We start from the raw sequence: 15,984 nt of genomic DNA, 5'->3' as shown, positions 1-15,984 counted from the left end.
CGAAAATAGCAAGTCGTTTCATTATTTTGTGTTTAAATATTTAGATTATAGTGTCAAAGTCCTTTGACAAAGCTATAAAAAAAACGGCTCACGGTGTGTGCCGAAAGCCGTTTCCTACGCAACTGATCACGTATTCGACTGAAAATCAGTAAATTTTGGTGAGCTCTGTGTGACCCATCAGCTTGCCTTTGCGATAGGTTTCTGTTTTGATATCCCAAATAACGCCCGGGGCTCTGTAGGAAATTGTTTCCATCTCCATTCGCACCGGAAAGCCCATTTTCATCTCAAAACCAAGGTCCGATTTGATCTTGTAAGCATCGAATGTGCCGGCTGGCGTTGTGATGTTTTCTTGTCCCGTGACATTTCTGTTTTTAATGTTCATGTCGAAGCTCACGCCCATTGGACCGGATTGCCCTGTTCCTTTCACAGACGCGTCTTTGAGCTTGTCACCAACCGCATATTTTGTCGGATATTCAATGTTGTCATAAGTGAATTTCATTTCCATATTCTGAAATGACTTCAATTGCTCCTGGTTGATCATCGATTTGGCATCCATTGAAACAACATTGCCGTCACATTTCATCTGATAAACATTCTTAAAATCAGACTTGCCCTTGCCGCTGAAAGATTCCATTTCAATGTTAAAAACGGTAAACGGGCCTTCCTTGTCGACCTTGATGATTTTGTAAATGATCTTTCCGTTTTCCTTTCCTTTTGCATCGAAATTGGCCATTTCAAATCCGCTGCCTTCTTTTAATGCTACGCCGCCGCATTCCTGTGCAAACGCCACCGTCTGAACCAAAAGGAGCATGCATAGGCTCCATAACAAAAACTTTTTCATAATGGGGAACGTGTAAAAGTGATTACTTGATGCAAGCAAAGATACTTTCCCTGACCACATTTAGGGCCGATAATGTAAATATTGATTTATCGGTTTTACGCCCAGATCATGGTGATCAGGCCGAGCAGCATGATGATTTTGCAAAGGCTGCTGATTTGTCTAAAATCCCTTCGCGTATCGGCGCGGGCAAGGCTTGCGCACATCCAGGCAATGGGAATTAAAAGCATGAAGAACAGGACAATAAGCACGTCATTGTCCAGCGCACGGGCCATTACAAACAATGCGGTGACAAACATTAATACCACAAAATAGAGGAAATTCTTGGTCCGGCGAATGCCCCAGATGATCGGCAATGTGCGACAACCGTGTGCTTCATCGCCTTTAATGTCCTCCATGTCTTTCACCACTTCGCGAATGAGGGAGATGAAGAAAGAAAAAACCGCGTAAATGAAAACCAGATGGCGGTTCATCGGGAAATGAACGGTCAGGATTAATAAAGAAAATCCGGTCAAAAGTGACACAATGAAGTTTCCGATAAACGGCATTCGCTTGTAACGCTCTGAATAAAACCACAACAGCGTAATTGAAAACACATTGACCAGAAAAATATACGGACTTACAATGAGACCAAACAATGCTCCGAGCACATTCAGGACCTGGTGCGCACCCATCGCCCAGCGACGTTTCAGATATCGGCCGACCACCACACGTTCGGGCTTGTTAACAATGTCGATTTTTATATCAAAATAATCATTGATAATATAACCGGCAGCCGCAATGCAAACTGTTGACAAGGATAGAAAAAACATATCCACGTTGGCAATGATGCTTCGCCAGTCGTCCCGGGGGCCAATGAGCAGGATGCGTGTCAAATATTGGGTAAGCACAACAATCACCAGGTTCGTCATACGGACCAGTCGGGCACTTCCGGCAATGTAGTCGCGTACGCTGGTTTTTGGTCGTGCAGACACGTTCATGGAGGCTAACTCAGGAGAAAACGGTTAAGACAATAAAATTATTCATTTTATCCCATTAACGACAAATCTCAACATCTTTATCCATTTTAGGGATAAAAAAACGAGCAATTGTTGTTAGCCTTGAAGATTCGCTGCAAAACGGATCGCGTTATGCGACATTCAACTTTTTAAATAAGATTATGAAAATTGGAATTGTATGCTATCCAACCTTCGGAGGAAGCGGCGTGGTGGCTACCGAGCTTGGAAAAGCCCTTGCAAAAGTGGGACACCAGGTTCATTTTATCACATATTCTCAACCCCAAAGGCTCGACTTCTTCAATGAAAATCTTTACTATCACGAGGTAAATATTCCGGCTTATCCTTTGTTTCAGTATCCGCCTTACGAATCTGCATTGTCCAGCGAAATGGTGCATGTTGCAGTAAGCGCGAATCTGGATCTTCTGCATGTGCATTATGCCATTCCGCATGCGTCGTCGGCTTATCTCGCCAAACAAATATTGGCGCAGCAAGGCATTCACATTCCGGTGATCACCACATTGCACGGCACGGACATTACGCTGGTTGGAAAGGATGAATCTTATGAGCCCGTTGTAACATTCAGCATCAACCAATCCGATGGCATAACAGCAGTTTCGGAATCTTTGAAAAAAGACACTTACAGCCATTTCGCAATCACAAAGGACATTGAGGTTATCCCGAATTTTATTGACCTGGATCGCTTCAATCGCCAGAAGAAAGAGCATTTCAAATTGGCAATTTGTCCAAATAATGAAAAGCTGATTGTTCATACATCAAATTTCAGGAAGGTTAAGCGCATTGATGACGTCATCCTGATTTTCGAAAAACTTAGAAAACTGCTTCCGAGCAAGCTTCTTTTGGTAGGCGATGGTCCTGACCGTCAACGCATTGAACGCATGTGCAAGGATCTGGATATGCTTTCTGATGTTCGGTTTTTGGGTAAACTGGATGCCATTGAAGAAGTGCTTTCCGTTGCAGATTTGTTCCTAATGCCTTCTGAGTCAGAGAGTTTTGGTTTGGCGGCATTGGAAGCGCTGGCCTGTGAAGTTCCATTAATCACTTCTAATGCAGGCGGGCTGCCCGAGTTGAATTTGCACGGCATAACCGGCTTTTTGAGCGACGTCGGCGATGTGGATGATATGGTAAAACACGCAGCTTACATTCTGGACGACGAACATTTGCCAACCTTCAAAGCCAATGCGCTGGCGCGTGCAAAAGACTTCGATATTGCTAAAATTCTCCCTCATTATGAGGCATATTACGAGAAAGTCGTCGAAAGCAGCAAGGCCTTAGCGGTGTAGGTATGGTATTTTTATAGTCTGGCTTTTCGAATTCAAAAAAGCCAGACTATGCTTCCCAATATTCCATATACAAATCACAAAAGAGTTGTAATCGTAGGCGCCGGATTCGGCGGACTTGCGCTTGCACGGGAAATCGCCAAGCGACAAGATTTGCAGGTCGTGCTCATTGACCGCAATAATTATCACCAATTCCAGCCGCTTTTTTACCAGGTCGCCATGGCCGGGCTCGAACCGAGCTCCATTTCATTTCCGCTTCGGAAGATCTTTCAATCCAAGAAAAACGTACATATACGCATCACAGAAGTGGAGAGCGTAAATACGGAGCGCAAGTCTATTAGCACGGGCCTGGGCGAAATTACTTACGATTATCTGGTGATTGCGACGGGTGCCGTTACGAATTATTTTGGGATGAAAGAGATTGAGGAGCGCGCTATCCCGATGAAAACCGTTTCCGAAGCATTGGCATTGCGAAACAGGATTTTACAAAATTTTGAGGACGCACTTTCGGTTGATTCTGATGACGAGCGTGCCGGTTTGATGAGCGTTGTTGTGGTTGGAGGCGGGCCTACGGGCGTTGAGCTGTCCGGGACGCTGGCTGAGATGAAGCATTTTATTTTGCCAAAAGATTATCCGGAAATGGATTTCAAGGCAATGGAAATTCACTTGCTGGAAGGCGCGAACGAGTTGCTGGGGGCCATGTCGGACGAGTCTTCACAGAGATCAAGGGAATATCTTGAAAAAATGGGTGTTCACATTCATACTGAGCAAGTTGTAACGGGCTTTGATGGGAAATATGTGACAACAAAACAAGGCATGCGCATTCGTGCAGACAATTTGGTTTGGGCAGCCGGAATCAAAGCAAATCCGCTGAATGGCTTGAACCCCGAGCTGATCGTGAGAGGAGGCCGTATTAAAGTGGATCAATACAACCGCGTCGAAGGTTATGAGGATGTGTTTGCACTGGGCGACGTAGCCGCTATGAAAGAGGGGGAATGGGAGAATGGACATCCGCAACTGGCGCAGCCCGCAATCCAGCAGGGAAAAGCGCTTGCCAAGAATGTTTGGCGTGTTATGGATGGCAAAAAAGCGGTTCCTTTTAAATATAAAGACCTAGGATCAATGGCCACCGTTGGACGAAACCGAGCAGTTGTAGACCTGCCATTTATCAAGTTTCAAGGCTTCATGGCGTGGCTCACCTGGATGTTCGTTCACTTAATTTCGATTGTTGGCGTCAAGAATCGGGTTTTGATCCTGATCAACTGGGTTTGGAATTATGCGACTTATGACCAGTCATTGCGTTTGATCATCCGCCCGAAACACATTGAACAAATTGCCAATAAGGATGAAAAAAATGAAGAAGCCGTAAAACAGGAAGCCTAGTTAATAAAAGGTTGGTAATGGCTTATCACTCGGCGGCCAATATCCGAATTACGGGATCATTTATATCTTGTTAATGCCTTTCCCAACCGGATTGTATCATTCATCAGGTTTTCGTTATATTCGTGTGCGATTTTTGCCAGTTTTGCGTTATTTATAGATGTAATAAACTTTTGAAAGATGAAACTCTTATTCAATATAGTCCTTATATTTTTGCTTCTGATTGCATTCGTTCCGTTTTTCAGAAGGTTCATTTTCCATTTATTAGTCGGACGCAAGCTCATTAAGGAGCAGGAAAGACAATATCGCGCACAGCAGCAGCAACGCGCCAAGCCAGGTGTCAGAGTTGATAATGTTCCACCAGACGCCAGTCAATCATCCCGTTTCCGCGGAGGTGAGTATGTGGATTATGAGGAAGTGAAATAAACAAGCATTGGATATAAAAGTAAAAGCCGACACGTAAGTGCCGGCTTTTACTTTTATAGACTTGACGAAACGTTCCTATCGACTCAAATAAAGATTCCTTTCGCCGTAGATCTTCTGGAAGAAATCATCTTGCAGATCGTCGATGAAATAGATGGCTTCACCTGTTGACTTCATTTCTGGCCCTAGCTCCTTATTTACATTCGGGAATTTATTGAAAGAGAACACGGGTATTTTAATTGCCCAACCTTTTTTCACAGGGTTGAAAGTGAAATCTGTTAACTTCTTGGTTCCGAGCATCAGCTTGGTCGCGTAATTAACATAAGGCTCCTGATATGCTTTGCAAATGAACGGAACTGTGCGGGAAGCTCTCGGATTCGCCTCGATCACGTACACAATGCCATTTTTCACTGCAAACTGCACATTGATCAAACCAATCACATTCATGGCAAGGGCAATTTTGCGCGTATGCTCTTCGATTTGACGGATCTCATCAGGTGTCAGGTCAAAAGGAGGGAGCGCTGCGTGTGAATCACCAGAGTGAATTCCGGCAGGCTCAATGTGCTCCATAACCCCAATGATATAAGCATCTTCGCCGTCACAAATTGCATCCGCTTCTGCTTCTAATGCACCTTCCAGAAAGTGGTCAAGCAGAATGTTGTTATCCGGAATGTCGTGCAGGATCTTAACGACGTGCTGCTCCATTTCCTTCTCGTTGATCACTATTTTCATGCTTTGTCCACCCAAAACATAACTTGGACGCACCAAAAGCGGGAACCCCAGCGTGCGCGACAGCTCCACGGCCGCATCCGAAGTTCTTACGGTTCCAAACTTAGGGAATGGAATTTCAAGTTCTTCCAGAAGCGATGAGAAACGTCCGCGATCTTCGGCCCAGTCAAGTGAATGATAGCTGGTGCCAATGATCTTGATGCCGTATTTATGCAACTTTTCGGCCATTTTCAGAGCAGTTTGGCCACCAAGCTGAACAATGACACCTTCCGGTTTTTCGTGTTCAATGATGTCAAAAACGTGTTCCCAGAAAACGGGTTCAAAGTATAATTTGTCTGCAATGTCCGGGTCAGTCGAAACGGTTTCGGGATTACAGTTGATCATGATCGTTTCATAACCTTCTTCCTTGGCCGCCAACACGCCGTGCACGCAGGAGTAGTCAAACTCGATTCCCTGTCCGATCCGGTTAGGACCAGAACCCAGCACAACCACTTTTTTGCGATCGCTTACAACGGATTCATTGTCCGGATATTCCTGAGAAGTGTTGAATGTAGAGTAATAGTAAGGTGTTTTTGCCTCAAACTCAGCTGCGCAGGTGTCAACGCATTTGTATACGCGATTGATTCCCATGCTCTTACGCTTGTCGTAAACTTTGCTTTCTTTCGTGCCGATCAAATGTGCGATCTGGCGATCGGCGTATCCTTTTTGCTTAGCAGATAATAAAAGCTCTTTTGGCAAATCATCCAGGTCAAACTTCTCGATTTCATGTTCCAGCTCGATCATTTCTTCGATCTGACGAAGGAACCAAGCATCAATTTTTGTCAGATTCTGAATGGTTTTGAAAGACAAACCGATCTTGAATGCGTCATATATATGGAAAAGACGATCCCAGCTCGGATGTTTCAGGCTGTGTTTGATCGCCTCCTGGTCGCGCAGCTCGCGGCCATCAGCACCCAGGCCGTTTCTTCTGATTTCAAGTGATTGACAAGCTTTTTGCAAAGCTTCCTGGAAGTTCCGGCCAATTCCCATGGCTTCCCCAACCGATTTCATTTGAAGTCCCAAAGAGCGGTCAGCGCCTTTGAATTTATCAAAATTCCAACGCGGAACTTTTACAATTACATAATCAATGGATGGTTCGAAAAACGCGGACGTGCTGCCTGTGATCGGGTTGATCAGCTCGTCCAGATTGTAGCCAATCGCCATTTTCGCAGCAATTTTTGCAATCGGATAACCCGTCGCTTTTGAAGCTAGGGCTGATGAACGCGAAACACGCGGATTAATTTCAATCGCAATGATCTGATCATCAGCAGGATTTACAGAGAACTGCACATTACAGCCACCCGCAAACTTGCCAATTCCGTCCATCATTTTGATTGCCAAATCGCGCATTTGCTGGTAAAGCGTGTCCGGAAGCGTCATAGCCGGCGCAACAGTGATGCTGTCGCCCGTATGAACGCCCATCGGATCGAAGTTTTCGATGGAGCAGATAATGATGAAGTTACCTTTTCCGTCGCGCAACAGTTCAAGCTCGTATTCTTTCCAGCCCATTGCACTTTGCTCAACCAAAACCTCGTGAACCGGAGAAGCATGCAAACCGTTGTTCAGTGCTTTATCAAAATCTTCTTCGCGCTCAACAAAACCGCCGCCGGTTCCGCCCAATGTGTATGAAGGACGAATTACAAGCGGAAACCCAATCTCCTGGGCAATTTCTTTTCCTTCCAGGAATGATCTCGCTGTGCGGCCTTTGCAGACATTCACATTGAGTTCAAGCATTTTTAGCCTGAATTTTTCCCTATCCTCGGTCGTCTCAATCGCTTTGATATCAACACCGATAATCTCAATATCGTATTTTTTCCAAATTCCCGCCTTATCGCAATCAATTGCAAGGTTTAATGCAGTTTGTCCACCCATCGTTGGCAACACAGCGTCGATAGGCTTGCCCATCGCCCTGTGCTTTTCAAGAATTTCAACGATATATTTCTTTTCCAAAGGAAGCAGGTAAACATGATCTGCACTGATAGGATCAGTCATGATCGTAGCAGGATTGGAGTTGATAAGCACAACTTCGATCCCCTCTTCGCGGAGTGAACGGGCAGCCTGTGAGCCAGCATAGTCAAATTCGCATGCCTGACCAATGATAATTGGACCTGAACCGATAATTAGAACGGAATTGATATTCGTATTTTTGGGCACAGTAATTGGTAATTTGTAGAAATGAGGAATCTTTTAACAACTTTTGGATTGAATTCCTGATAATTCCAGCAGGGGTACGTCCAAAAATTCCACAAAGTTAATTCACATTATTCGAAAAAGGGAGGAAGCAGCCGGGATTTTTTAGTAAGAAAACTTAAAGCACTTATTATCAATCAACTGCATTTATTGAAGCGGCGCAATGGCTGGCGCTGAAATGTCAAAGTCGCGCAAACGAAGCGGCACATTGCCATCCGCTCCAAATCGAAAGACGGAAGAGTTTCCGGGAATGTTGGGATAATAACCAATCCGCAACTGTAATGTGTTGAAAGTCAGGTTTTCATTTCTTAGTCTCAGCCCCAATCCGTAACCCTGATACAACGGACTTTTCCAGATTGACTCCGCACCATTGACCAGCCCAATGTCCGCAAAAACGAAATAGGCGATACGAAAACCAAGCAAACTTTTATCGGAAAAGAAGACCGTTTCAGTGCCCAACGTAAGCCGCGTGGTGCCGATAAGTTGCTCACTGTTAATGCCCCTGATTCCTTGATCTCCGCTAATGTTCAGATAATCAAGCGGGTCTCGGTTGACGCCGCGGGTGTAACGTCCGGTTAAAAACTGGCGGAAGAAGCTGTATCGGAAAGGAATCAGGTTGCTAATGTAATTGAGTTGCGCGCTGATCACTCCTTGCTGCGCTTTGGCTTCCTTAACGTAAGAACCAATGTTCAGCAGCCCATACATGTAACCAAGGTTGTGCGGCAGATATTTTCCGGTTGCATATTGTAGTCCCGCATAACCCCTCGCACCAAATTCGGTGTCCTCCCGGCCCGCGGTTAACGCAAATAAATTACCAATCGGAACGTCCTCCGTCCGGCCGAAACCATAGATCAAAACGTCACGCTTGTAATTACGGTTCGAATAGCCCAGACTGAGCAGGGTTGCGCTTTTGTTCCAATAAACCTTGTTAACGTAAGGCGAAACTTCCGGGCGGGTCAGGAAGTGATATTTGTTATGCCTGGCAGCAATGACAATCCGCGAACGGTCGGCCAGCCGGCTTGTGGGAAATGGGAATTTGAATGATCGACCCAACCAAATGTCATAATAATTAAATTTTGTTGGAAAAACGATGGGGATTTCCGTGTCAGTCGGGTTACGCTTGATTTGCCGGACCATTCTCCTTCCAGCCTCTATCGATCCTGCATATTTTGTTTCATTGGTCAAAAAGCTTCGAAAAAAGCGGATGGATTGTTCTTCAAGATCACGCTCGTAAATGAAGCTTGCCTGACCGGTTATGTAAGTTTTTCCAATGTACGGAACCGTGTAAATCGTTCGAAACTGAATTTTTTTGCGAAGCGTGTCATTGGCATCCCATCGAATGCGGGTGAGCTGCGAATGCGTTGTTCCGCGCACATTTACATTTTCGATACCAAGATTGAATTTGTTAAATGAGTTAAATCCGCCTCGAAAGTTTAGCGACCATGAATCCTGGACTAGCACAATAACATCTGCCATCCATGTGACATCCTTGCGCGGAACCACAATGATCCGCGCATCGGTGATGGTTCTATTTGTTCTTAAAAGACGCTCATTGTCTCTCAGCACTTGTGCCTGAATGTCGTCACCTTCGGAAAAGAGAAGCAGAGATCGTCGGATAATGCCTTCCCGGGTGTTTGTATGCAGGTTTTTACTCAAAAACTTTTCAAGTCGCTTCCCTTCACGCGTTGTGTCATAAACCGATTCTCCAAGAATATCGAGTTGCCGGATGTAAATTTTCCGGATCACCATTCCCTCATAAGGCGTGAAAGGATTGGTCTCAATTTCCTTCACCTCCGTAACCTGCCCCTGATTATAAACGTCGCGGAACAAAAGCCTGTAAACGGCCTTTGAAAATTTGGTTTTGGACATTCGCGCTTTCAGGTTTGTGTAGCGCAGGCTGTCTCTGCTATACACTTCCAGGCTGTCGGGGTTTTTTTGGGCCGAGGCGTAAGTGGATAACAATAAAAACAGCAATAAATATCTAAACATGTGCGCTCTCAATTCCAAAACAACAGACTTAACGATAACCTACGTACGATAGATATAATGGATGCGGTAAATCGGTTTTTAAAGCATTGCGTGTATACGCAGGTTACTTGCCGGCATCCAGTATCGCCTTGACTGTTTTTTCAGTTGCGCTCGGAGCAGGCGCATTTTTGGCCGCATATTTCCCGTTTGGCCTGATGACTGAAAAAGTGGCCGAATCCAATGGATTAAGCCGAAAAAGCAAATCCATCATTTGATCATTGCTCATAAATAAGTGCGTTCCTTTCAGCCTGTGCCGCACAATATATTGTTTTAAAAGAACTTCTGAAGCAACATAATCTTCTCCCGGCAAATGCACAAAAAGGAAAACCACATCCTCGGGAACATTCGCCTGCAATGCCGGAATGTAATCCAGTTCCTCCCTGCTTTTCGGATCGTCCAGGTTCCATTTGGTCAGGTAAACCGTTTTGCCTTTGTACAAATCCAGCACACGATTGAACCAGCTGGTTCCCCGGTCATTGGACGCGGCAAGTGAATATCCGGGCAATGCTTCCGTAGGCTCGGTGCGAAGGTTTTTGTATTCGACCAACTTGCGGATATCACTGCTGTCTTTTACTTCCAGATTGACAATTTCATTCAGCGACTCCGTGAAAACGGGCACGCCGCTTCTGGACTGAATGTGCTGATTAAGAAGCATTTGTTGCTTGTAAGTGAACCTGTAAAGATTTTTTGCCAGATAATGTATTTTCAAAAACTCAGTTGCAGTGCTGTCAAAAAGGTCAGCATAGGTCCGGATTTCCCTTTCATAATTAAATAGCAGGTTCAGCACCAGTTCGTTTTTTGCAAAAAGCCTGTTCATGAAATTCAGCTCCTCCTTGTCTGTCAGGCCCGTATCCGTAATTTGTTGCAGTCGCTGCTTCTCTTCTGAGGTAAGGTTTGCTGCATTATTTTTGATCAAAGTGGCCATTAACCGCACCGGAAGCGAATTTGTTTTGCTCGGATTTGAATATCTGCGCTCTTCTAATTTCATATCCGCATAATTCCCAAATCGATTTGCCCAAATTACGCGCTGCGCCGTGAGCGGAGGTTGAGAAAGGCGTTTGAGGCTGTCCTGCAATGGTTTATTAATGTCAATTTGGTTGGAAAGCGCATGCTCGTAAAGAATCTGCAATTGCTCTTCATCCGCAATCGACTTCGCCCACTGAAATAGAGTCGGGGATGGAACGGCATTTTTTGCGGCTTCTTTCACAGCTGAAAGTCTTAACTGAGCACGTTGCTGTGCCAGATCGCGGGCAGAAGAGGAGCTGCTCTGCCAGAAATTTTTAAAAAAATCAGTGCCCAGCGCCTTGTTAGAAGCTAGCAACTTGTTTTCAGCGGCCAGATATTGGGCAAATTGGTTATTGGCATCCGCATTGACACCGGCAAAATAAAAGAGCTTCGACGCTTTCGCAAGTGAGTCGCCGTCGAATGTTATTTCAACCGTTCCGGGAGATCCCAGAAACGTTGTGAATGCCTTTCCGCTGTAATCAAGGTAAAATTCTTCCTGTGGAAAAAGAATGGGAAGTGAAACCCTGAAACTCCCGTCGGCCTCCAACGGTGTTTGCTTGCTGAGCTCGGATTGCGGCTGTAAAATGTTGTTTCGTGAGAAAGTAATGGTTGGCGCTTGTCGGTAAAGTCTGCCGTTAAGATTGAGAATGCGCCCTTTTACAATCAGGGAATCGGTTGCAGCAATGGAAAAAGTAAAAACGCTTGAAAAAAGAACAATCAGACAAATGACGCGCATGCCCATACATTAAAAATTTATCATATTTAAAACATTAAGCCCTGTCTTCATCGGCAGGCAGTTGCTCGGAAATTCCGTCTTCATAGCGCACATAAATCCCATGATAACGATGCTGGACCGAATAATCTTTGCGCAGCGGATGCCCTTCCCAGTCCTCCGGAAGCAGAATTCGACGAAGATCCGGGTGCCCTTCAAAATGTATGCCCATTAAGTCAAAAGCCTCCCTTTCGTGCCAGTCAGCCGTACGCCAAATGCCTGCCACTGAGGACACAGCGGGCAGCGGCTCGCCGTCAACACTTCTCGGGAAGCTCGCTTTAAGCATTAAATCGTGTCCGTATGGAATCGAAGTCAGGTTGTAAATAAGCTCCATCATTGCATTCACAGGGCCGTTGTCAATGGCTGTAATGCATGCCAGAAAGTCGAAATACAGCCGATCATCACGGAACAGGAAACCACATATTTCCGCTATATGCTCAACCGGAACCAGCAAGATAGGCTGCGGGTTTGTGGTGTCTGTGGTGAATTTATATTGTGGAAAAGCATTGGTAACCAGTTCTGCAATCTCCTGAAATGTCATATCTGAAAATTAAAAGCGTTATGCGGTCACAGTTTCTGCTGCTTCCATTTCCAAAAACAGTTCTGGTGCAAGCGGATGTTCTCCCTTGATCTTTTCCTGCAATTTCATAAATCCGCCAATTAATGCTTCGGGCCGGGGCGGACATCCCGGAACGTATACATCCACTGGTATAATCCTATCTACACCTTTCACAACGTGGTAACCATGTTCCCAATACGGTCCGCCACAATTTGAGCAGCTGCCCATCGAAATTACATAGCGCGGTTCAGGCATTTGTTCATACAATCTCCTGATCCGATCCGCCATTTTGAATGTAACCGTTCCTGCCACAATCATTACATCCGACTGCCGCGGCGATGGTCTGGGCAAAATCCCAAAACGCTCTAAATCATAGTTTGAGGCATAAGCGGCCATCATTTCTATTGCACAACAAGCCAATCCAAAGCCCATTGGCCATAAGGACGAGAGTCGCGCCCAATTCATCAGATCTTCTGCATTGGTGAGTATGATGCCACCGTCTCCTGTTTTTATTTTCTCGCTCATCCCTTATCTTTCTCCAAAAAATTCAGTGGTATGGATATTGCTTGTTAAGCATTATCAATGTATGCAAAAGTAACCATATTTAGTAAAAATCTGTTTCGCCAAACATTACAAAGCGGCAGCAAGAACACAACTCTATGAAAAACAAATTACTATTTACAACTTTTTTGGCCCTGATTATTGGTGTTTCCGCCCATGCGCAAACCGACACCACTGTGCGTATGTTCCAAAGCGGCATGGGCATTTACGCCGAGTTTGGACTGCTTCCCAACAACCAGACGATGCGCGAGCAACTTGACAGGTTGCAAATCAAACCATTCACTTCATTTATGGGCTCCATTGTTTTGGCAAAACGAACCGAGTCGCAGCGCTGGTTTTCGGAAGGAAGGCTCATCATTATGAACAGCACGAATTACACGACTGACAAGGATGTGAGAAAAGCATATCTGGGTGGATTTGGCATTGGCACGGACGGCGGACCAAAACTCGTTAATAACAAACGCTGGAATGTGCTGCTCCCCATCGGATTTGACCTGATGCTTTACAGGCTGAAAATCAAGGGCAACCAGACTGCAACCATAGGACAGGTTCTTCAAAATCCTTCCTCTTTTGAGCCCGTGAAGCTTACAACCGGCAACATTAATTTACATGCAGGAATTGGAGCGGATTACAAGATTAACTTCCTTCCAAAATGGCACGATCAGGTGTATATCAGCGGAAAAGCCACATACCATTTACCAATATTGGGCCGCAGAAAGTGGAAGACAGAAGATGTGACAATCAGCGATTTGTCTTCTCTTAAACTCAATCAGGTTTATTTGCAAATTGGTTTGGTTTTCTTCCCAAAAAACAATGGCAAAATGTGGGGTCCAATGGGCATGCATAAGAAGGGTTAACCGCTCTTTTTAAGCAAGATAACAAGTTGGGTTTCCAATATTTTAATGTAAATGTCTTTGTCTTCAATGGCTTTTAACAAAGCCGACTGATCCTGGTTTTGCTCATCTGTGGACATGTCCAAACGAAGACTGCCGCGCTGTTTCGGGTCCGAAAGCAGTTCATCCGCAGTGGTTTCAAGTATTTCCGAAAACTTTTTTAGCTGATCGATAGAGGGGCGGGTTTTGCCCCTCTCAATGTCGGAGTAATTGGGCTGCGACATCCCACTCAAAAATGCCATGTAGGCTTGTGTTAAACGTTTTTCCTGACGTTTGGCAAGGAGGTTGCTGGCAAAAATATTCATGATAGTGTGTTGTAAAAGTGTAACGACGAAAGGCAATCGTTGCGCAAAGTCTGTATTTTTTCCATTTCCACCAAGCACCAATCCCGAGTTATAAGCTACGGTTATAAAGTTATAAGCACTGGCGATTAACTTATAAGCTCAGCCTGTTGGACAGAAGTATCATTACAAAGCAAATTTGCATCACACTCCAAAGCCGTTCAAATTAGTGCGTCAGGAGGGTGGGACCAACACATGCTGATGCTGATGAAAATTGTTTTGTTACTAAGCAAATGCGGATTATTATTTTGCCTGGCCGCATTAATCTTCTTACAATGTAAGCGGGATGAACCGTCAAAAGACCCGGGGCCCGAAACAGAAATTCGAAAGGATTCAATGGTTGTCTCATTGAAGGAAGCCATAGAAGTGGCAACCTTTACAAATGACTCCGCAACGCGGATTCATGCAGATTCCGGCGCAAGAACGGTTACAAGAGATGATGAAGTTGTTGACCAAATGACGGTTACGGATTCCGTCGATGGCTCGCCTTTGCTTTACATTTTTAAGAAACAGAGAGGCTTTACGATTGTCTCCGCAGACCTGCGCGTAATGCCCGTTCTGGCATATTCGGCAACATCCACAATTGACGTCCATAACATCCCGAACGGAATAACGCTCTGGCTGGATATGGCTAAGACAAAAATCCGGGAAGCGAGACGCCAAGGCGGCGAATCACATACCATAGTCGCCAAAGAATGGCAAAAATTCCTATCCAGAAAGCTACGAATCGCAGACACCAATTGCATTGATTGGTATCAGTATGGACAGTTTATGTGTAAGAATAAAATGACCCTTGTAGGCCCGCTGATATCTACAGTCTGGGGGCAAAGTGCGCTGTCAACGACAAAGCTAAGCACAGCGGGAAATTGTGACGGATGTGGCAGAAGATTGGCTGGCTGCGGCCCTGTTGCAATGGCGCAATTGGAAGAATTTTATCATCCCGACCTTACTCGTCCTAGGGTTTCCGAGTTGGTTTGTACTGCAACAACCGCCGGTCAACATAGTTTGGGTTCATTAATGAAAACAATGGGTGATAAAGCTAAGGCCAGCTATAATTATATGGGGTCATGTAACACCTTTACATGGCCTAATGATGTAAAAAGCGGGTTAAAAAGCTTTGGTTTTTCCAGTGGCGGGTCAGGAAATGAGGCCTATAATTTTGCATTAATCAAGAGTGAACTAAACGGCAATCATCCGTTGCTCTTTTGGGGGTCAACATGTCTGAGTTGCTTTAAAGATTATCACATTTGGGTGTGTGAGGGTTATCAATTAAGCGATTACAGCGAATTTGATTGCGCTACGAAAACATGTAAAGAATGGTCATACACATATCTTAGAATGAATTGCGGTTGGGATGGGGAAGGGAATGGAGACTTCGCTTTTGGCCAATATAATCCTGACGGAGAAGATTACAATGGGAACCTCCATGTAATAACTGGCATCAGACCTTAACAATTTAACCGGAAAGCATTATGAGAGGTTATGCTGTTTTCGCCTTAATCTTTTTGTCAATTGGTGCTTGCAATCCTCGGGAGGGTTGGAGAGCAGGAATTCCAATAACTTCAAATCTTATTGGAACATGGAGGTTGGAAAAAATAGTTACGCCAACCCGCACCCTCATCGATAAGCAAATAGGCTATTCGGAAATTTTGAAAATTCGTAATGAGGGCGGGTTTGATATAGACGAGACATTTAAAAATGATACACTTATTGAGACTAGATACTGGCGTAGGAACTCTGTTCCGATTGCCAAAACGGAAGATTTGACCGTCCTGGTTACTTACAGATATGACATAAAACGTTTTTACAAAATGCATGAGACAGTCAGCCAGCCAACAATTTTAGAAGCATCGGCTTATTTGTCTGAAATAGGAGGGGCTAATGACACAGTAAAATTTTTCTATAAGGAAGTCTGGTAACCGTACTGATT

14 protein-coding genes are annotated in these 15,984 nt (G+C 44.8%); 6 read left to right on the top strand and 8 right to left on the bottom strand.

The features are described from left to right. Window positions 1-145: 145 nt before the first annotated feature. The gene (locus tag LZG73_RS00465) at window positions 146-841 is read right to left on the bottom strand and encodes a hypothetical protein (protein WP_233845523.1); all 696 of its coding nucleotides are present in this window, start codon (window positions 839-841) and stop codon (window positions 146-148) included. A 95-nt stretch (window positions 842-936) separates the two neighbouring features. Beyond that, entirely contained in the window at window positions 937-1,818 is an 882-nt protein-coding gene (locus LZG73_RS00460; RefSeq protein ID WP_233845522.1) for a geranylgeranylglycerol-phosphate geranylgeranyltransferase, read from the bottom strand. A gap of 179 nt (window positions 1,819-1,997) precedes the next feature. Between LZG73_RS00460 and bshA the strand changes: the two genes are divergently transcribed. The 3 genes from bshA (at window position 1,998) to LZG73_RS00445 (ending at window position 4,940) form a co-directional block, all read left to right on the top strand. Next, window positions 1,998-3,137, top strand: coding sequence for an N-acetyl-alpha-D-glucosaminyl L-malate synthase BshA (gene bshA, locus LZG73_RS00455; RefSeq protein WP_233845521.1), 1,140 nt, complete (start codon window positions 1,998-2,000; stop codon window positions 3,135-3,137). 48 nt (window positions 3,138-3,185) lie between these two features. Next, a complete protein-coding gene (locus LZG73_RS00450) occupies window positions 3,186-4,517 on the top strand; it encodes an NAD(P)/FAD-dependent oxidoreductase (protein WP_233845520.1) in 1,332 nt (443 codons plus the stop codon). Window positions 4,518-4,694: 177 nt separating this feature from the next. Continuing rightward, entirely contained in the window at window positions 4,695-4,940 is a 246-nt protein-coding gene (locus tag LZG73_RS00445; RefSeq protein ID WP_233845519.1) for a DUF4834 domain-containing protein, read from the top strand. A gap of 75 nt (window positions 4,941-5,015) precedes the next feature. Here LZG73_RS00445 and carB read toward each other — a convergent pair whose 3' ends face one another. The 5 genes from carB to nuoB all read right to left on the bottom strand — a co-directional run bounded on the left by carB (window position 5,016) and on the right by nuoB (window position 12,784). Next, window positions 5,016-7,859 (bottom strand): carbamoyl-phosphate synthase large subunit, encoded by a 2,844-nt coding sequence (gene carB / locus LZG73_RS00440; RefSeq protein WP_233845518.1) that lies wholly within the window; start codon window positions 7,857-7,859, stop codon window positions 5,016-5,018. 183 nt (window positions 7,860-8,042) lie between these two features. Then, complete coding sequence (locus LZG73_RS00435) at window positions 8,043-9,884, bottom strand: hypothetical protein (protein WP_233845517.1); 1,842 nt, start codon at window positions 9,882-9,884, stop codon at window positions 8,043-8,045. 103 nt (window positions 9,885-9,987) lie between these two features. Then, a complete protein-coding gene (locus tag LZG73_RS00430) occupies window positions 9,988-11,664 on the bottom strand; it encodes a hypothetical protein (protein WP_233845516.1) in 1,677 nt (558 codons plus the stop codon). 34 nt (window positions 11,665-11,698) lie between these two features. Continuing rightward, the gene (locus LZG73_RS00425) at window positions 11,699-12,241 is read right to left on the bottom strand and encodes an NADH-quinone oxidoreductase subunit C (RefSeq protein ID WP_233845515.1); all 543 of its coding nucleotides are present in this window, start codon (window positions 12,239-12,241) and stop codon (window positions 11,699-11,701) included. 18 nt (window positions 12,242-12,259) lie between these two features. Then, window positions 12,260-12,784 carry an NADH-quinone oxidoreductase subunit NuoB gene (gene nuoB, locus LZG73_RS00420; RefSeq protein WP_255696970.1) on the bottom strand — a complete coding sequence of 175 codons (525 nt, stop codon included), beginning with the start codon at window positions 12,782-12,784 and terminating at the stop codon, window positions 12,260-12,262. Window positions 12,785-12,918: 134 nt separating this feature from the next. Between nuoB and LZG73_RS00415 the strand changes: the two genes are divergently transcribed. Next, window positions 12,919-13,677: a hypothetical protein gene (locus LZG73_RS00415; protein ID WP_233845514.1), complete on the top strand. Its 759-nt coding sequence runs from the start codon at window positions 12,919-12,921 to the stop codon at window positions 13,675-13,677. Here LZG73_RS00415 and LZG73_RS00410 read toward each other — a convergent pair. Beyond that, complete coding sequence (locus LZG73_RS00410; protein ID WP_233845513.1) at window positions 13,674-14,018, bottom strand: helix-turn-helix domain-containing protein; 345 nt, start codon at window positions 14,016-14,018, stop codon at window positions 13,674-13,676. The two genes, LZG73_RS00415 and LZG73_RS00410, sit on opposite strands and share 4 nt — an antisense overlap. A 243-nt stretch (window positions 14,019-14,261) precedes the next feature. Here LZG73_RS00410 and LZG73_RS00405 point away from each other — a divergent pair, with 243 nt between their 5' ends. Then, window positions 14,262-15,506, top strand: a complete 1,245-nt coding sequence (locus tag LZG73_RS00405) for a Spi family protease inhibitor (protein ID WP_233845512.1) — start codon at window positions 14,262-14,264, stop codon at window positions 15,504-15,506. A gap of 20 nt (window positions 15,507-15,526) precedes the next feature. Then, window positions 15,527-15,973 carry a hypothetical protein gene (locus LZG73_RS00400; protein ID WP_233845511.1) on the top strand — a complete coding sequence of 149 codons (447 nt, stop codon included), beginning with the start codon at window positions 15,527-15,529 and terminating at the stop codon, window positions 15,971-15,973. Window positions 15,974-15,984 lie beyond the last annotated feature (11 nt).

Source organism: Dyadobacter sp. CY326 (assembly GCF_021390515.1).
GTDB lineage: Bacteria > Bacteroidota > Bacteroidia > Cytophagales > Spirosomataceae > Dyadobacter.
The sequence above is the reverse complement of the archived record's forward strand: the minus strand, read 5'-3'. Positions and strand labels throughout refer to the sequence as shown.

Coding starts and splice junctions, on each gene's coding strand:
- LZG73_RS00415 (WP_233845514.1), top strand. CDS start 12,919: ATGAAAAACAAATTACTATTTACAACTTTTTTGGCCCTGATTATTGGT.
- LZG73_RS00465 (WP_233845523.1), bottom strand. CDS start 841: ATGAAAAAGTTTTTGTTATGGAGCCTATGCATGCTCCTTTTGGTTCAG.
- LZG73_RS00430 (WP_233845516.1), bottom strand. CDS start 11,664: ATGCGCGTCATTTGTCTGATTGTTCTTTTTTCAAGCGTTTTTACTTTT.
- LZG73_RS00435 (WP_233845517.1), bottom strand. CDS start 9,884: ATGTTTAGATATTTATTGCTGTTTTTATTGTTATCCACTTACGCCTCG.
- LZG73_RS00410 (WP_233845513.1), bottom strand. CDS start 14,018: ATGAATATTTTTGCCAGCAACCTCCTTGCCAAACGTCAGGAAAAACGT.
- LZG73_RS00445 (WP_233845519.1), top strand. CDS start 4,695: ATGAAACTCTTATTCAATATAGTCCTTATATTTTTGCTTCTGATTGCA.
- LZG73_RS00425 (WP_233845515.1), bottom strand. CDS start 12,241: ATGACATTTCAGGAGATTGCAGAACTGGTTACCAATGCTTTTCCACAA.
- nuoB (WP_255696970.1), bottom strand. CDS start 12,784: ATGAGCGAGAAAATAAAAACAGGAGACGGTGGCATCATACTCACCAAT.
- LZG73_RS00460 (WP_233845522.1), bottom strand. CDS start 1,818: ATGAACGTGTCTGCACGACCAAAAACCAGCGTACGCGACTACATTGCC.
- bshA (WP_233845521.1), top strand. CDS start 1,998: ATGAAAATTGGAATTGTATGCTATCCAACCTTCGGAGGAAGCGGCGTG.
- LZG73_RS00450 (WP_233845520.1), top strand. CDS start 3,186: ATGCTTCCCAATATTCCATATACAAATCACAAAAGAGTTGTAATCGTA.
- LZG73_RS00405 (WP_233845512.1), top strand. CDS start 14,262: ATGAAAATTGTTTTGTTACTAAGCAAATGCGGATTATTATTTTGCCTG.
- LZG73_RS00400 (WP_233845511.1), top strand. CDS start 15,527: ATGAGAGGTTATGCTGTTTTCGCCTTAATCTTTTTGTCAATTGGTGCT.